Consider the following 16,469-nt stretch of genomic DNA (forward strand, 5'->3'; position numbering starts at 1 on the left):
TATAAATGACAGCAATATTTAAAAAAGAACTTTGGACTTATTTCGGCAACTGGAGCGCATGGGTCATTATTGCGGCTTTCAGTTTAATCGGGACTCTCTTTCTCTTCTTTTTTGAAAATGATTCAAATATATTCGATATCGGTACAGCCACACTGCAAAGTTACTTTGTGCTGGTTCCCTGGCTGCTGATGTTTGTCATTCCGGCGCTCTCCATGAAGTCATTGGCCGAGGAAAGACAGGGCGGGACACTTCAGTGGCTTTTCTCGCAACCGGTTCGCATTTCGGAAATCGTTACCGCTAAGTTTTTTGCGGTTTGGTTTGTAGGAGTACTATGCCTTTTACCGTCGCTGGTTTACCTGTACACGGTTTACGTGTTGGGTGTGCCCCAGGGAAATCTGGATATGGGAGCAACCATGGGAAGCTACTTTGGACTGATTATCCTGGTCGCGGCTTTTGCTGCGGTGGGAATCCTGGCCTCGGCCCTTTCGCAGAACCAGATTATGGCTTACCTGCTCGGTGTCTTTATGTGTTTCATCCTTTATTTTGGTATAGAGCAGCTCGCAAGTTATAAACTGCTTGGCGGCGCAGATTATATCCTGTCCAGATTGGGCTTCTACCAGCATTTCCTGGGTTTTACAAGAGGGCTGATTGATTTGCGGGACATCTGCTATTTTCTGCTGGTTATTGGCATCTGTCTTTTTCTGTCTAAAGTTTTTGTTGAAAAGAATAAGTAATTGTTATGAAGTTGAAAATGCAAAAGAATACAGTTTTATATATCATTGCAGCGGTAATTCTGCTTTTGGGTGCCTACGGTCTGTTCAGTTTCAGGCTGGACCTTACGGAAGAGAAACGGTATACACTTTCTGAATCCTCTCAGGAAGTTTTAAAATCTGTAGATAAGCCACTAATGGTAGAGATTTATTTGGAAGGTGACTTCCCGGCAAGTTTCAGACAGCTGCAGAATGAAACCCGCTTTATGCTGGAAGAATTCCGCAAGATAAATCCTAAGATTGACTATAAATTCATCGACCCTATTAAAACCAAGATATCACAGGATACGTTGATGGCCATGGGTCTGCAGCCTTCGGTGTTACCGGATATGAAGGATGGCGAAATCCGTCAGATCGTCATGTTTCCCTATGCAGTCCTGAAATACGAAACCTACGGTTCTTCAATTCCGCTTATCGTAAACCAGGCAGGGCTGGATCCTGTAGAACAGCTAAGCAAATCAATCGAAGGTCTGGAATACAGCCTGATTTCAAATATCAAAGACATCACCCGCAACAGCCGCAAGAATGTGGGTATTTTGATTAACCAGGACGAACTGAGACCCGAAGAGTTTCAGGGTTTTATGCAGATGGCGCTTCAGAATTACAACGCGGGGCCAATCATTCCCGAGAGCGGAACCGAACTTACCGTGGCAGATGTTCCCAGGCTGAAGCAGATGGACGCACTGGTGATCGCGAAGCCCCGCAAACCTTTTACTGACGGTGAAAAGGTGGTGCTGGACCAGTACATTATGAATGGGGGGAAGACCCTTTGGATGATGGATGCTGTGAATGCTGAAATGGATACACTTTACAGGTCGAAAAAGATCATGGCTTATCCCATTGAGACCAATATGAACGATTTCTTTTTCAATTATGGCGTCCGTATTAATCCGGGTCTGGTGAAGGACATGAAGAAATCAGCGTTACTACGTATAGTTTCCGGTGAGGTTGCCGGCAATCCGCAGTACAGCTCATTCCTCTGGCCTTATTTCCCATTGGGGATCGCCGAAAGGAATAACCCGATTACCAAGAATATCAATCCTGTTAAATTTGAATTCCCAACTGCTATTGATACTTTGGGCCGCCCCGGCATTAAGACCGAAGTGCTTTTTGAAAGCAGTGAAAGGACTTTTGTAAAGCCGGTTCCTAACTATGTGTCCCTTTCGGAAATCGTAAGTGCAGACTCAGTTGCCGCTTTCGAAAAGCCAAGCACACCTAAGATATTTGCGGTCTCGCTTCAGGGAAAATTTACCTCAGCTTATGCCAACCGTATCGAGTCCAGGTCTTATCCGGGTTTCAGGAAGCAGAGTTCGGAAAATAAAATGATCGTGATTTCAGACGGTGATGTTGGACGGAACCAGGTCCTGAAAGGCAAGCCACTTCCACTGGGTGAAGATCTGCTTACGAAACAAAGCTACGGCAACGGACAGTTCCTGAGTAACGCGCTGGACTTCCTTCTGGATGATGCTAACCTTATGGAGCTCCGCAACAGGAATATTGAGGCCCGTCTTTTGGACCGCCAGCGTATCGATTACGACAAAAGCTACTGGCAATGGGTTAATTTACTGCTACCTTTGGTTGTGATAGGATCGCTAGGTGCCTTGTTTTTCTGGTTCAGGAAACGCAGATTTTCATAAAGCTATACATCCTTTATAAAATCCTCATATTCATAATAGAACCTTTCAAAGCCTTCCATTTTTTCGACAAAGAATTCGAAGATCTCGTGCCAGGTATTTTTGTTGAAAATGGAAACGTCGTCCTTTGATACCCATATCCGCGAGATTACTTTGCCGTTTTCAAGGGTATAGAATTCGTCTTTATAAAACTCGCCTACATGTTCCTCCAGCATGTTTTCCAGAGACCATATTTTCTCATAATAGGCATTGCGGAACAGTTCGTCCTTCATTTCTAGGTCAAGTGAGACCTCTGCCTTCTTGTTGTCTGCAAAAAATTTAAAGGAGAAATCCTTGATCTTGGTATCGTAAAGGATCCATTTTCTCGGAAAACTTTTGCCGAAGGCGGTCCAGAACTCCTGTTTTAACTGCTGAGCTTCCTGTTTTGAAAACATAAGTGATAAAGTCTAAACATTATTTGCACTAACATAAGGATTTTATTCATGCCTGACACCGTGCAGGGCTTACCTTTTTGCTTACTTTTGTGCGCAGATTTAAAAAATGAAAGAACTTTATATTGTTGCCCTGTTCCGTTTCAGGGAAAATTATCTGATGGACGCGGTAGAGATCCTGAACAAACTCGTTTACGAAACCCGTAAAGAAGAAGGTTGCCTGCAGTACGACCTGGTGGAAGATGCAGATCAGAAAGGTGTATTTTTTATTGTTGAACTTTGGCGTTCGGCAGAACATCACCAACAGCATAATGTGAGCGAACATCTGATGGACTTCCGCAAGCAGGCTGCTCCGTTACTCCAGGATTCCGTGCAGGTTTACAAAGGATACAAAACATTATAAGTTAACTGGCTGTGTAAATCAGATCAGCGTAGCTTCAAAGACCTCGGTAAAGTGCTTTTTGATTTTTTCCTTCAGTTCAGCTATGTCTTCGTCGGTAAATTTCCTCTCAAGTTCACGCTGCAGTGAAGTAACAGCCTTATCTTTTATACCGCAGGGAATGATGTATTCGAAGTAGCGTAAATCGGTGTTCACGTTCAGGCCGAAACCATGCATGGTAACCCATTTGGACGTTTTTACTCCCATCGCGCAAATCTTTCTGGCGTAGGGTTTTCCCACGTCCATCCAGACACCGGTCTGACCTTCACTCCGCTCGCCGGTCAGTCCGTATTCTGCGATCGTGCGGATGATTACTTCTTCCAGATTACGCATGTACAGGAATATATCCGACTTGAAATTATCCAGGTCCAGAACAGGATAGCCCACGAGTTGGCCGAAACCGTGATAGGTAATATCGCCGCCACGGTTGGTCTTCACATAGGTAGCATCAATTTCCTTAAGCTTTGCCGAATTCGCCAGCATATTGTGCTCATCACCTGATTTTCCGATGGTGTAAACATGCGGATGCTCAACAAACAGAAGATAATTGGGCGTCTCAACAGTTTCACTTTCACTTTTTTCGCGGTTAGCAAGTTTAATGTCGATGATTTCCTTCATAAGCTTTTCCTGGTATTCAAAAGCGGGCAGATAATCCATTAAACCAAGGTCACTAAAATTGAGGCTTCTGTTTTGGGTTGCTGTCATGGTCTGATTTAAAGGTACAAATTTAATGTTTATTATCCTATGCAGTGAATATTAACTACGCAGAAAATTAGAAATAATCTTTTTTCCCTCCGGAGTGAGAACGCTCTCCGGGTGAAACTGCACCGCATGCACATCTAAGTTCCGGTGTTGCAGCGCCATAATTATTCCGTCACCATCTACAGCGGTAACTTCAAGTTCTTTTGGAAATGTTTCAGGATGTACCGCCCAGCTGTGGTATCGTCCGGCTTCAAAATTTTGAGGAATACCTGTGAAAAGTTTACATTCGGTATTCAGAATAGTCACCGGTGTAGCTACGCCATGAAATATTTCTTTCAGGTTGATAAGGCTTCCGCCAAAGGTTTCTGCAATGGCCTGAAGACCCAGGCATATCCCAAGTATAGGAATTTGCTGGTGAAGGTCCCGAATCAGTTCTTCAAGTATTCCTGCTTCAGAAGGTATTCCAGGACCGGGTGAAAGGATGATTTTGTCAAAATTCGCTGCCTGAGCCACACTGATTTCATCGTTTTTGGCTACATGAACCCTCTTGCCCGTGATTTGCTCCGTCATCTGGACCAAATTGTAGGTGAAACTGTCGTAATTATCCAGAATCAGAATCTTCATCGCACAAAAGTATAAAAAAAGACTTTGCCGGATTGCGCGGCAAAGTCCGGACAATTATCAGGTTTGTCAAAAACTGTTACTATGACCTAAGTTCTATTTTATTCTTTATCATGATGATTGCTTTCTTTTTTGATGTCTTCCCCGATGATCTGCGAAGTACCGGTGGAACTGATTTCCGTATGACGGATTTCGCCACCGGTTGTGCCGGCTTTCTGAGCGAAAAACAATGTCGCGAGGGCAAATAAAACTACAGTAAAAGGCATTATTTTGGAAAAAATATAGTTCCTGAAGCTCGCAAAAAGCGCTACTGTGCTTATTCCGCCTAAGATATAAGACAGACCGGCAAAAAGTTCAGCTGCTTCTTCATGGGTTTCAATAAGGCTTTCGGCAACGCCCGGAAGGTTTTCTACACCTTCTTCGGCACCTTCACCCGTAGCCATGGCAGCAATTGAGGCAAGGGCACCCAGTATGAAAATGAAATAGGAGTTGCGTTTTGATACTTCGGTTTTTGTGAAAATACCGATGACAAGAAGAATTATTCCTACAACAGGAAATATAATAGGCAAATGGTTAACCACCAAATGCAGATGTGTATTGTTCATTTTGAATGATTTAAAGTTTAAGTAATGGAGAAATGCGAAACACTTTTCGATTGATTAATGGAAAAGGTTTCTTCTGCTGATTATTTAAACAAAAATCGGTGGGCGGAAAATGCTGTTCAGCGTATTGGAAGCATAAATGAAACTACGGGACAGAATACCTTTTCGCTCCCTGAATATCGCAGGACTTAACAGCGAAAATGTAAAATCTCCCGGGATGGTAAGTGGATTTACGACTACTGAATTTGTCTCGTGAGTTTTGAAAGGTAATTTCATATCCTGGTCGTAATCAGCATCCACAGGATGCTCATCAACATAATGCATCTTTAAAAAGGAAAATACGGTCGTGTTGCTGTTGATGATTTTATGCGCCAGAAAATGCGAAACAAGGTTGGGGAATTTCATTATTTGCTGTACCTCCGTAAATGAGAGAAGGTAAATTGTCAGAAACAAAAAGACGGTCAGCCGTTTCACGAGTCAAAGGTACGAAGCACTTTGTCTAAATTCTTGACTCTGATATATTTATAATTATAACAATTAAAAATAAGACATTATTTATTACCACTTTTCTCAGTTCGGCCCCAATTTAAAACCTAAAGTCTTATTTTTGTTAAAATTTGAACATTATGAAAAAGCTACTTACTTTAACTTTCGCAGTTGCACTGATCGCGGCGAGCTGCAGTAAAAAAGAGGATTCTTATCAAAAAGACAGTAACACAATGCTGGCAGAGCCGGAAGTTTCTGAAATGGATACTACCCAGACCATCTCCGAACCAACCGCTACTTCTACCTTCGACGGTCCCGGACCTAATGCCAGTGGCGATACCATAAAGCCATATCCTTCCGGAACTACATCTACGGGAGCGACAGATAAATCCAAACCGTCAGGAAATGACTAAATTCTTCACGGCCTGTATATCTGCAGGTCTACTGATGACTTCATGCGGTAAACAGGAAAGCTCATCGGTGCCTGACTTCAATGCACCACCCGCATCCGCGCCGGAGAAGGTACAGGAAACGGTACCGGTAGATCCGTCGGCCAGAATTGCAGAAGGTAAATCACTCATTGAAGGAACTGACTGTTTGACCTGCCATAAAACAGACGATAAACTGATTGGTCCTTCTTACCGGGAGATTGCAGGGCGTTATGATAATAATCCGCAAAACCTTGAACTGCTTGCCGGCAAAATAATTGATGGCGGCAGCGGTGTGTGGGGAAGTGTGCCAATGTCTGCGCACCCCGGCATGAGCCGCGACAACGCAAAGAAAATGGTGGAATATATACTGAGTCTGCGGGTAAATTAGACCTTAGCAAAGCAATATTCAGCAGCCTGCAAGGCTGCTTTTTTATGCCCGGCTGTTCCGATTACTGCAGAAATTTAACTAAATTTGCACACTTAAAAAGCAAGCAAACATGCAGTTATCAGAACAGGAAATCATCAGAAGAGAGAAGCTGGAAACCCTGAAGAAAATGGGAATCGACGCTTTTCCGGCGGAGGAATATAAAATCTCAGCGACTACCAAAAGTATAAAGGAAGATTTCTCTGAAGGTAAACAGGTGCAGATTGCTGGCCGTCTGATGTCCAGAAGAATTCAGGGTAAAGCAAGTTTTGCTGAGCTTCAGGATTCTGAAGGCCGTATTCAGGTATACTTTAACAGAGACGAAATCTGTACGGGCGAAGACAAGACCATGTATAACGAAGTTTATAAACACCTTTTGGATATCGGTGATATTATTGGTATCGAAGGTGAACTTTTCAATACGCAGGTGGGCGAGAAGACCGTTATGGTGAAGAATTTCAGGATTCTGACAAAATCCCTTCGTCCGCTGCCACAACCCCGTACCGACGAAAATGGAGTGGTTCACGATGCGTTTAATGATGCCGAACTGCGGTACCGCCAGCGTTATGTGGATCTAATCGTTAATCCGCATGTGAAGGAGGTTTTCGTGAAAAGAACCAAACTTTTCACCGCCATGCGCTCATTTTTTAATGATGCAGGCTATTTCGAAGTGGAAACACCTGTGCTTCAGCCCATCCCGGGAGGAGCGGCTGCCCGTCCTTTTATCACGCATCACAATGCACTGGATATCCCGCTTTATCTAAGAATTGCCAATGAACTTTATCTGAAAAGACTGATTGTTGGCGGTTTCGATGGTGTTTATGAGTTTTCCAAAAACTTCAGAAACGAAGGCATGGACCGTACGCACAATCCCGAGTTCACAGTGATGGAAATCTATGTGGCGTATAAAGACTATAACTGGATGATGGCTTTTACAGAAAAACTGCTGGAATTCTGTGCCCTCCAGGTAAACGGAACCACCGAGGCCACTTTCGGTGAACATCAGATCAGTTTTAAGGCACCGTTTGCCCGAATTTCGATGACGGAGGCCATTCAAAAATTTACCGGATTCGACATAACCGGAAAATCCGAAACGGAACTATTTGAATTTGCGAAATCCATTGGCATTGAGGTTAATGAAACGATGGGTAAAGGAAAACTCATCGATGAAATTTTTGGCGAGAAATGTGAAGGTAACTTCATCCAGCCTACCTTCATCACCGATTATCCTGTGGAAATGTCACCTTTAACAAAAAAACACCGGAGTAAAGAAGGTCTGACCGAGCGTTTTGAACTGATGATCTGCGGAAAAGAGGTGGCCAATGCCTATTCGGAGCTTAATGACCCAATTGATCAGCGCGAACGTTTCGAGGCGCAGCTGGCGCTTTCGGAACGTGGAGATGACGAAGCGATGTTCATTGACAATGACTTCCTGCGTGCACTGGAATATGGAATGCCGCCAACCTCAGGTTTGGGTATTGGTATGGATAGGTTAATTATGTTCCTTACCAATAATGCTTCAATTCAGGAGGTGCTTTTCTTCCCCCAGATGAAACCGGAAAAAACAGTCCCGCAGATTGAATTAGGGGAGGACGAAAAGGTGATTTTAGAGATTCTCAATTCTCAGGAAGACGCGATGCAGTTGTCAGAAGTGAAGGAGCGTGCACAGCTTTCCGGAAAAAAGTGGGATAAGGCCACAAAAAACCTCACAAAATTTGAAATGATAAAGGTAGAAAAGTCAGGTGATAATATCCTGATTCAGTCGCTTTAGAAAATATTTATGCAGATAGTAACGGGCCTTGGTCCGTTATTTTTGTTTAAAGTAGATCGTTCCTTGTGGTTTTTACAGTGGACTTTTCTGATGATTTTCATATCGTTTTAAATAACACTTTTTAACTTTTATATCCGGCTAAAAATCGCGATATTTGTAAGTCTTTGCAAACCGCAAAAACAATCATTAAATTATATATTAAACAAATATTTTGCTGTCTGTTAAATCGCAGCAGCAAGAATTAAGCAGTATGAGTCAGAAACAATATACAGCGAGCAGTATTCAGGCCCTTGAGGGTATGGAACACGTGCGGATGAGGCCATCTATGTACATCGGAGATGTAGGATTAAGAGGTTTGCATCATTTGGTTTATGAAGTGGTGGATAATTCCATTGATGAGGCACTGGCCGGACACTGTGATACTATTTCCGTTACGATTCATGAAGGTGAGTCAATCTCCGTAAAGGATAACGGCCGTGGTATTCCGGTAGATTTTCACGAGAAGGAGCAGAAATCGGCTCTGGAAGTGGTAATGACCAAGATTGGTGCAGGTGGTAAGTTTGACAAGGATTCCTACAAGGTTTCCGGTGGATTGCATGGAGTAGGGGTTTCTGTAGTAAATGCACTTTCCGTTTCTCTGATTGCTACTGTAAACCGCGACGGCACAGTTTATCAGCAAAAATATTCACGCGGCGCCGCACTGGCCCCTGTTAAAGAAATAGGGACCACAACTGAGAGAGGAACTGAGGTTTTCTTCGAACCTGATGATACGATTTTTCAGGAAATCGTGTTTAATTATGATACGCTGGCAACCCGTTTACGTGAGCTGGCATTTTTGAACCGCGGAATCACCATTACACTTACAGACGAAAGGGTAAAGAATGAGGACGGGTCGCTTCAGCATGAAACATTTTACTCTGAGGGTGGTCTTAAGGAATTTGTTGAGTTCATCGACGGAAACCGTGAAGCCATTATGGATAATGTGATCTTTATGGAAGGCGAAAGGGATGATATTCCTGTAGAGGTTGCAATGCGTTATAACACGTCATTCAACGAAAACCTTCATTCCTATGTAAATAATATCAATACCCATGAGGGTGGTACGCACCTTACTGGTTTCAGACGTGCACTTACGAGAACATTGAAGAAATTCGCAGACGAACTGGGTATTCCGGCCAAGGAAAAGGTAGAAGTTACGGGTGACGATTTCCGTGAGGGACTTACGGCGATTATCTCTGTAAAAGTGATGGAACCTCAGTTTGAAGGTCAGACCAAGACCAAACTGGGTAACTCTGAAGTTGCTGGTGCAGTAGATAAGATTGTGGGCGAAATGCTTACTAACTTCTTGGAGGAACATCCCAACGAGGCAAAACTGATTGTGCAGAAAGTGGTCCTGGCCGCTAAAGCCAGACAGGCAGCAAAGAAAGCACGTGAAATGGTGCAGCGAAAATCACCGATGGGTGGTGCCGGACTTCCGGGAAAACTCGCAGACTGTTCTTCCAAGGACCCTGCGATTTCTGAAATTTACCTTGTAGAGGGAGATTCCGCAGGTGGAACTGCCAAACAGGGCCGTGACCGACATTTCCAGGCGATCCTGCCATTGCGTGGTAAGATCCTGAACGTAGAGAAATCCATGATCCATAAGGTTTATGATAATGAGGAAATCAAGAATATCTATACGGCACTCGGCGTATCGGTAGGAACTGAAGAAGACAGTAAAGCACTTAATCTTTCCAAACTGAGATACCATAAAGTGGTGATCATGACGGATGCTGATGTGGACGGTTCGCATATCTCCACACTGATTCTTACCTTCTTCTTCCGCTATATGAAGGAACTTATTGAGCAGGGTTATGTTTATATTGCATCTCCACCATTATACCTGCTGAAGAAAGGTAATAAGAAAATTTATGCCTGGAACGAAAAGGAGCGTGAAGAGTATACTCTGGAAATAGCTCCGGACGGAAAAGGCGTTGATGTACAGCGTTATAAAGGTCTTGGTGAGATGAATGCTGAGCAGCTTTGGGAAACCACAATGAATCCCGAGCACCGTACCATGAAACAGGTAACTATTGATAATGCCGGCGAGGCAGACCGTATTTTCTCCATGCTTATGGGCGACGAGGTGCCGCCAAGAAGGGATTTTATTGAAAAGAACGCGAAGTATGCGCGGATTGATGTTTAATAACAATCACTGCAATATGCAAAACCGTCCCGCTTGGACGGTTTTTTGCTTTTACAGCTCAAACAATTACAATGAAACGATTACTTTCAGCATTTGCTGTGGCTGCGCTAATGTCTGTGGGATGCTCCGAAAAGGCCTCCGCTGAATCGCAGTCGGATGTTAGTGTGAACACCGAAGATGAAAACATCAACAAACCGACTGCATTTTCTGCAGATTCACTTATTGTTGCAGATTCTGCAGTAATTTCACCAACACTTACCTTGGAATACAGTCAGAAATTATTGGTTTTTAACGGCGTTAATAAACCGGTTCTTGACAGTTTATACTCTGATGTTCTTTTTAATGATAAAAAAGTACTTTCCGATTATTCTTTATCCACCCTGCAGAAATCTGCCACGGCACGCATGCAAAAGTACTTTTACGATTCAAAAAATGAGTACCGCGATTTTATGCCGGAACGTCCGCAGAAGTGGGACCAGCATTCTGCTATGACATTATTCAGCAATCATCACGGCTTCCTGATTGTTCAGTACACAGGTTATGGATATACGGGCGGTGCTCATGGCTACGCATTTGAGAACTACCGAACTGTAGACCTTATGGCGCAGAAAAATATGGTGTTGGAGGATATTGTTGATGTAAAAGCGGTGCAGTGGAATAAGATTTTGCTGGAAGCTGTGGGATCCAGAAAGGAGGAACTTTTTGAACCGGCAACATTAACCTATAGCCAAAATTTCTTTTTTGATGACCGTCATCTGACTTTCGTGTACGGACAGTACGAAATTGGTCCGTATGCTTCCGGTATAATTCCTGTTGCAGTTCCGTTAGCGAAAATCTCCGCTGCTTTACGACCTGATTTTAAAGCCAGGATAGGAATTAAATAAGTAGGATTCTACGTTTCTTTAATTACTTTTGTGCGTATGTACCGCTTCGCATTCATCATCAATCCGAATTCCGCTAAAAACAATGCCGACAATTTCCTCCGGGAACTCAGGTCCAGGGTGTCAGATCCGCTGTATCATATTTCCCATTCGGTGCATTCAACAAATGATTTTATTTTAGAGCATTTCGAAGATGTAGATGTTTTTGTGGCCGTAGGCGGCGACGGAACAATTTCAAGCGTGGCTTCCGCACTTATTAATACGAAGAAACTTCTGGCTATACTTCCGGCCGGTTCAGGCAACGGATTTTCGCGCGAGATGAAGTTTTCTAAAGATCTCGGCAGCTTACTGACAAAAATCCTGAACGGAAAATTTATCGAGGTTGATACCTTTACGGTGAACGGCAGGTTTTCAGTTAATGTTTCAGGTACCGGTTTTGACGGTGCAATAATCCAGGCTTTCGAGAAAACGTCCAGAGGATTTGGTAATTACATCCGTACCTCTGTTGCCAAATACAGGACTTACGAGCCGGTAAATGTACGGTTTGAGGAGAAATACAGTAAATATGATGGCCAGTACCTTATGGTTAATGTTGCAAACACGCGCCAGTTTGGTAATAATGCCTTCATCGCACCCCAAGCCAGTCACAGCGACGGACTGCTGGAAATTGCTTTAGTGAAGAAGTTTCCCTTCGCACATGCACCTTTATTTGCGTACAGAATGTTTACAAAGAAGCTGATTCCCAATCAGTATATCAGCTATCTATCGGTACCCGAAATACGTTTCGAGGCAGATACGGAAGTCTGGCATCTGGATGGTGAGGGTGTGAACATTAAGTCACCTGTTCACATCAAAATATTGCCTAAAAGCCTGAAAATTTTAGTTTAATTGTCGTTGTTTGCTACGTGGACTAGATCAGTTTCAGAATCTCGTTGGTATCTTCATTCCTGAAATTGGAATAAACCGTGTGATGAAAGGTGTTCAGTTTTTTAAGTGACGAAAGCAGGCTTTCCTTTTCTTTCTGGTTCAGGCGGCCACACATGATCTTGGAAACCTTGGTAATGTCCTGCATTGATTCCAGGAAAACTTTTTTACCCTTTTCAGTCACCGAAATTCTTGTGCTCCGTTTGTCGTTTTCGTCAGGGCTTTCGGCAAAGAGGCCGTTTTTTACAAGACGTTTTATTATTTCAATACCCGTTTGCTTTTCGTGCGCATTTTTTTCAATGAGCTGCATCTTTGTAAGGCTGTCATAATCCATCATGCGGAACAGATAGGTAAAGTCCTCGTTCACCAGTGTCGCGTGATTTTCCAGTGACTTGCGGATCAGCTGTTTTGAATAGCGCCCAAGCATAATCACCTGTTTGGCAATTTCATTCTCCAAATCATAGACATCCAGGTCAAATTTATCAGTTAAGTTCCTGGGATTCTCTTTTTGGTAGGCTCTTTGGTTAAGGTGCATTCGGAAATCCTCCAGACTGGGCTGGCTGCTGGGATGATTTTGCTGAAATGCATCCAGTTCGGTCAGAATTTCGATAATTAGGTGAAGTTCCATGGTTTACTGATCCTGCTGGTTATTGCGGTTTAGTTTTTACTACTGGTTTACTGCAGCAGGCTTAGTTAGATATACAAAGATACTGAGAATGGGACTTTATGCCAAAATTGGATACAGAAAGTAGGTACATCTTTTTTCATTTGACTTATCAGTTGAAATTCAGCTTGTTAAAAATTCATATATTTATTATTGAAAATGCTTATAGTAAATATAGGCAAATATATTTCTAAATGTATTTTAAAAGTATATTTTTGTACTAGTTGATTAACCTGATGAAACAAGTAATTATAATAGGTTCCGGATTTTCGTCGCTTGCCTGCGCCTGTTATATGGCTAATGCGGGTTACAGTGTAACGGTCCTGGAGAAAAATGAGCAGATTGGTGGCCGTGCATCTTTGCTGGAGGCCGAGGGGTTCCGGTTTGATATGGGTCCCAGCTGGTACTGGATGCCGGACATTTTTGAAAGATTTTTCGCCGATTTTAACCGCAGGGTGTCGGATTACTATACTTTGGAAAAGCTTTCCCCCGCTTACCGCGTCTATTTTGGACAGGATGATTATGTGGATATTGATGACAATCCGGAAGGGATAATTAATACATTTGAGCAGATTGAAAAGGGTAGTGGCGCCCACCTTCGGGACTTTATGACCAAAGCGCAGTCCAATTACAAAATCGCGATGACGGATTTGGTTTATAACCCAGGGAAATCGCTGCTGGAACTGGTAAGTCTCGAAACTGCCACACGTCTCCCTTTATTTTTTAAAAACATTTCTCAAACGGTACGCAGGAACATCAAAAATCCCAAACTGCGCAGCATTCTGGAGTTCCCTGTGCTCTTTCTGGGAGCAAAACCGTCTGATACGCCGGCCTTTTATAATTTTATGAACCACGCCGATTTCGGGCTGGGAACCTGGTATCCCAAAGGTGGATTTAATGCGGTGGCGAAAGGGATTCACAGATTAGCTGAGGAACTGGGTGTACAGTTTCTGATTAATGAAGAAGTGGTTTCCATTGAATATGATGGCGACCGTGCAAAATCTGTACTTACAAAGAACTCAACTTTCCAGGCAGATATCGTAATCTCCGGTGCCGATTATGCTCATACAGAAACTTTACTGGACAGCAGCCTGCGGAATTATTCAGAATCATACTGGCAGAAGAAGACTTTCGCACCTTCATCGTTTTTATATTATGTGGGATTCAACAGAAAAGTACCGAAACTTCAGCACCATAACCTCTTCTTCGATACAGATTTCGAAGATCATGCACGAGAGATTTACGACACAGGCACCCTGCCCAAAAAACCGCTTTTCTATGCCAATTTCTCCAGCAAAACGGATGCAACACTTTGTCCGGAAGGTCATGAGGTCGGCTTTTTCCTGATTCCGGTGGCGGTGGATCTGCAGGATTCGCAGGAGATACATGACCGTTACTTTGAGCTGATTCTGGAACGTATAAAAACCAACACCGGCGAGGACCTGCGCGACGCCATTGTGTTTAAAAAGAGCTTTGGAGTGCAGGATTTCAGGGAACGGTATCATTCGTGCAGGGGAAATGCGTATGGACTTGCAAACACGTTGCTGCAAACTTCGGTATTGCGGCCCCAAATTAATAACCGAAAGCTAGGTAACCTTTTTTATACAGGACAGCTTACCGTGCCAGGGCCGGGTGTTCCTCCGGCATTGATATCCGGGAAGGTTGTAGCTGAGTATATCCTGAAGACCGAAAACAACAAATCACCAACAGCACAATATGAATAATTTAGACATCTTCCATGCGGTCTGCGGCCTCTCTTCTAAAATGGTCACAGAAAAATACAGTACCTCCTTCGCCAGGGCTTCCACGCTGTTCAAACCGGAGATAAGGCAGCATATTTACAATATCTATGGTTTCGTAAGATTTGCTGATGAGATTGTGGATACCTTTCACGGTTACGACAAGGCGCAGCTTCTGGACGAGTTTGAAAACAGTTACAGTAGCGGCATTTCCAAAGGGATATCGCTGAATCCGATACTGCATTCTTTCATAAGAACTCAGCAGGAAAAAAATATTCCCCAGCATCTGGTAGATTCATTTTTGGCTTCCATGCGTATGGACCTGGGCGAAATACGGGATCTAAATGATTACAAATACAATGAATATATTTATGGCAGTGCGGAAGTGGTGGGCCTCATGTGTCTGAAGGTTTTTGTGGATGGTAACGATGAAGAGTACGAAAAAATGAAACCTTACGCGCAAAGTCTGGGCGCGGCGTTTCAAAAGATTAATTTTCTGCGTGATATCGCGCCAGATTATAACGATCTTAACCGAACCTATTTTCCTGAGGTAGATTTCCGTAAATTTAGCCTTGCCGATAAGAATAAGATTGAGGCAGATATTGCCAAAGATTTTGCACATGCCTTTGTGGGGATTAAAATGCTGCCTATTTCCAGCAGGATTGCAGTTTTCATGGCTTACAAATATTATATGAACCTGTTCAGGAAAATACGGAATACGGAGCCTGATATGTTACTCACCAAAAGAATCCGGGTGTCTAATGCGCGAAAACTTTATCTTTTCGGCGAAATGATGCTAAACAAGAATTTGAATCTGGTCTAAATTATGAAAAGATTATATACGATAGCGCTGTTCTGTGCTTTTGCCGCTTTAAGCGGGCAGGAGGTAGACCGTTTCCGCAAACTGATGCAGCAGGGTGAACATTCGGCTGCGGCGTCCAAAGCTCTTTTTGAAGATTCGCGAAAGAGTTACGATACCGGCAGTAAACCTATTTCGCTGGCCTTCTTTGCGCTGGGAAATTTTTTGATGGCAAAACATTCGTCTAACCCGATTACCCAATATTCTTACTTCAATAAAGGCCGAAAAGCTTTGAATGAAGCGGTCAAAAAAGACCCTAAAAATCTGGAAATACGGTTTATGCGTTTTATGAGTCAGGACCAGGCGCCTGCCGCGCTCGGATACCGCACTGATCTGGCCTCGGACAAAAAGTTCATTCTTTCTGAAGTGAAAAGGACATCAGATCCTTACCTGATCAGCAAAATCAAGTCTTATTTTAAGATGTAAACAATGGAAATACTGCTGTATATTTTAATTACACTTGCTGTTTTTATCGGTATGGAAGGTGTAACCTGGCTTACGCACAAATATATCATGCATGGGCTGGGATGGTACTTTCACGAAGATCACCATCAGCCCGGTTATCCTCATGTTTTTGAAAAGAATGACTTCTTCTTCGTTGTTTTTGCGGTGCCTTGTATGGCACTTTGCTACTTCGGAAGCTGGTACGGACTGAACTGGCTGTTTTTCGTAGGTTTGGGCGTCTTTCTGTACGGAATGTGCTATTTTCTGGTACACGATGTGCTTATTCACCGCCGCTTTAAATGGTTCGACAATACCAATAACTGGTATTTCCGCGGTTTGCGGAAAGCACACAAAATCCATCATAAACATTTGGGCAGGGAACAGGGTGAATGCTTCGGTATGCTCTTCGTGCCGCTGCGCTATTTTCGCGAGGCAAAATCTTCCACTAAATAATCATTCATC

Annotated in this window: 19 protein-coding genes; 13 read left to right on the forward strand and 6 right to left on the reverse strand. The window is 43.3% G+C overall.

What is annotated here, in order from left to right:
- Positions 1-5: 5 nt before the first annotated feature.
- Together H1R16_RS11925 and gldG are read left to right on the forward strand one after the other, a co-directional pair.
- Positions 6-734 carry an ABC transporter permease subunit gene (locus tag H1R16_RS11925; RefSeq protein ID WP_181886325.1) on the forward strand — a complete coding sequence of 243 codons (729 nt, stop codon included), beginning with the start codon at positions 6-8 and terminating at the stop codon, positions 732-734.
- A gap of 5 nt (positions 735-739) precedes the next feature.
- A complete protein-coding gene (gldG, locus tag H1R16_RS11930) occupies positions 740-2,407 on the forward strand; it encodes a gliding motility-associated ABC transporter substrate-binding protein GldG (RefSeq protein WP_181886324.1) in 1,668 nt (555 codons plus the stop codon).
- A gap of 2 nt (positions 2,408-2,409) precedes the next feature.
- On the opposite strand, the gene H1R16_RS11935 is transcribed toward gldG, so the two are convergent.
- Positions 2,410-2,838, reverse strand: coding sequence for a DUF4268 domain-containing protein (locus H1R16_RS11935; protein ID WP_181886323.1), 429 nt, complete (start codon positions 2,836-2,838; stop codon positions 2,410-2,412).
- A gap of 106 nt (positions 2,839-2,944) precedes the next feature.
- Here H1R16_RS11935 and H1R16_RS11940 point away from each other — a divergent pair, with 106 nt between their 5' ends.
- Positions 2,945-3,238 (forward strand): putative quinol monooxygenase, encoded by a 294-nt coding sequence (locus H1R16_RS11940; RefSeq protein ID WP_181886322.1) that lies wholly within the window; start codon positions 2,945-2,947, stop codon positions 3,236-3,238.
- 18 nt (positions 3,239-3,256) lie between these two features.
- On the opposite strand, the gene lipB is transcribed toward H1R16_RS11940, so the two are convergent.
- The 4 genes from lipB to H1R16_RS11960 all read right to left on the reverse strand — a co-directional run bounded on the left by lipB (position 3,257) and on the right by H1R16_RS11960 (position 5,604).
- Entirely contained in the window at positions 3,257-3,979 is a 723-nt protein-coding gene (lipB, locus tag H1R16_RS11945; RefSeq protein WP_181886321.1) for a lipoyl(octanoyl) transferase LipB, read from the reverse strand.
- A 51-nt stretch (positions 3,980-4,030) separates the two neighbouring features.
- Positions 4,031-4,600, reverse strand: a complete 570-nt coding sequence (locus tag H1R16_RS11950; RefSeq protein WP_181886320.1) for an anthranilate synthase component II — start codon at positions 4,598-4,600, stop codon at positions 4,031-4,033.
- A gap of 98 nt (positions 4,601-4,698) precedes the next feature.
- Positions 4,699-5,202: a hypothetical protein gene (locus tag H1R16_RS11955; RefSeq protein WP_181886319.1), complete on the reverse strand. Its 504-nt coding sequence runs from the start codon at positions 5,200-5,202 to the stop codon at positions 4,699-4,701.
- 84 nt (positions 5,203-5,286) lie between these two features.
- Positions 5,287-5,604 carry a hypothetical protein gene (locus tag H1R16_RS11960; protein ID WP_181886318.1) on the reverse strand — a complete coding sequence of 106 codons (318 nt, stop codon included), beginning with the start codon at positions 5,602-5,604 and terminating at the stop codon, positions 5,287-5,289.
- 221 nt (positions 5,605-5,825) lie between these two features.
- Here H1R16_RS11960 and H1R16_RS11965 point away from each other — a divergent pair, with 221 nt between their 5' ends.
- The 6 genes from H1R16_RS11965 (at position 5,826) to H1R16_RS11990 (ending at position 12,265) form a co-directional block, all read left to right on the forward strand.
- The gene (locus tag H1R16_RS11965) at positions 5,826-6,098 is read left to right on the forward strand and encodes a hypothetical protein (RefSeq protein WP_181886317.1); all 273 of its coding nucleotides are present in this window, start codon (positions 5,826-5,828) and stop codon (positions 6,096-6,098) included.
- Positions 6,091-6,504 (forward strand): c-type cytochrome, encoded by a 414-nt coding sequence (locus tag H1R16_RS11970; protein WP_228451042.1) that lies wholly within the window; start codon positions 6,091-6,093, stop codon positions 6,502-6,504. The genes H1R16_RS11965 and H1R16_RS11970 overlap by 8 nt, the downstream gene beginning before the upstream one ends.
- Before the next feature lie 109 nt (positions 6,505-6,613).
- Positions 6,614-8,311: a lysine--tRNA ligase gene (gene lysS, locus H1R16_RS11975; protein ID WP_181886316.1), complete on the forward strand. Its 1,698-nt coding sequence runs from the start codon at positions 6,614-6,616 to the stop codon at positions 8,309-8,311.
- A 250-nt stretch (positions 8,312-8,561) separates the two neighbouring features.
- Positions 8,562-10,496, forward strand: coding sequence for a DNA topoisomerase (ATP-hydrolyzing) subunit B (gene gyrB, locus H1R16_RS11980; RefSeq protein ID WP_181886315.1), 1,935 nt, complete (start codon positions 8,562-8,564; stop codon positions 10,494-10,496).
- A 71-nt stretch (positions 10,497-10,567) separates the two neighbouring features.
- Positions 10,568-11,380 carry a DUF3298 and DUF4163 domain-containing protein gene (locus H1R16_RS11985; RefSeq protein WP_181886314.1) on the forward strand — a complete coding sequence of 271 codons (813 nt, stop codon included), beginning with the start codon at positions 10,568-10,570 and terminating at the stop codon, positions 11,378-11,380.
- 36 nt (positions 11,381-11,416) lie between these two features.
- Positions 11,417-12,265, forward strand: coding sequence for a diacylglycerol/lipid kinase family protein (locus H1R16_RS11990; RefSeq protein WP_181886313.1), 849 nt, complete (start codon positions 11,417-11,419; stop codon positions 12,263-12,265).
- 22 nt (positions 12,266-12,287) lie between these two features.
- Here H1R16_RS11990 and H1R16_RS11995 read toward each other — a convergent pair whose 3' ends face one another.
- Entirely contained in the window at positions 12,288-12,929 is a 642-nt protein-coding gene (locus H1R16_RS11995; RefSeq protein WP_181886312.1) for a MarR family winged helix-turn-helix transcriptional regulator, read from the reverse strand.
- A gap of 272 nt (positions 12,930-13,201) precedes the next feature.
- Between H1R16_RS11995 and H1R16_RS12000 the strand changes: the two genes are divergently transcribed.
- The 4 genes from H1R16_RS12000 to H1R16_RS12015 are packed head-to-tail and all read left to right on the forward strand — an operon-like array spanning position 13,202 to position 16,460.
- A complete protein-coding gene (locus tag H1R16_RS12000) occupies positions 13,202-14,689 on the forward strand; it encodes a phytoene desaturase family protein (protein ID WP_181886311.1) in 1,488 nt (495 codons plus the stop codon).
- Entirely contained in the window at positions 14,682-15,527 is an 846-nt protein-coding gene (locus H1R16_RS12005) for a phytoene/squalene synthase family protein (protein WP_181886310.1), read from the forward strand. The genes H1R16_RS12000 and H1R16_RS12005 overlap by 8 nt, the downstream gene beginning before the upstream one ends.
- Before the next feature lie 3 nt (positions 15,528-15,530).
- The gene (locus tag H1R16_RS12010) at positions 15,531-15,989 is read left to right on the forward strand and encodes a hypothetical protein (protein WP_181886309.1); all 459 of its coding nucleotides are present in this window, start codon (positions 15,531-15,533) and stop codon (positions 15,987-15,989) included.
- A 3-nt stretch (positions 15,990-15,992) separates the two neighbouring features.
- On the forward strand, positions 15,993-16,460 hold the full coding sequence (locus H1R16_RS12015; protein ID WP_181886308.1) for a sterol desaturase family protein: 468 nt from the start codon (positions 15,993-15,995) through the stop codon (positions 16,458-16,460).
- Positions 16,461-16,469: the final 9 nt, after the last annotated feature.

Source organism: Marnyiella aurantia (assembly GCF_014041915.1).
Lineage (GTDB): Bacteria > Bacteroidota > Bacteroidia > Flavobacteriales > Weeksellaceae > Marnyiella > Marnyiella aurantia.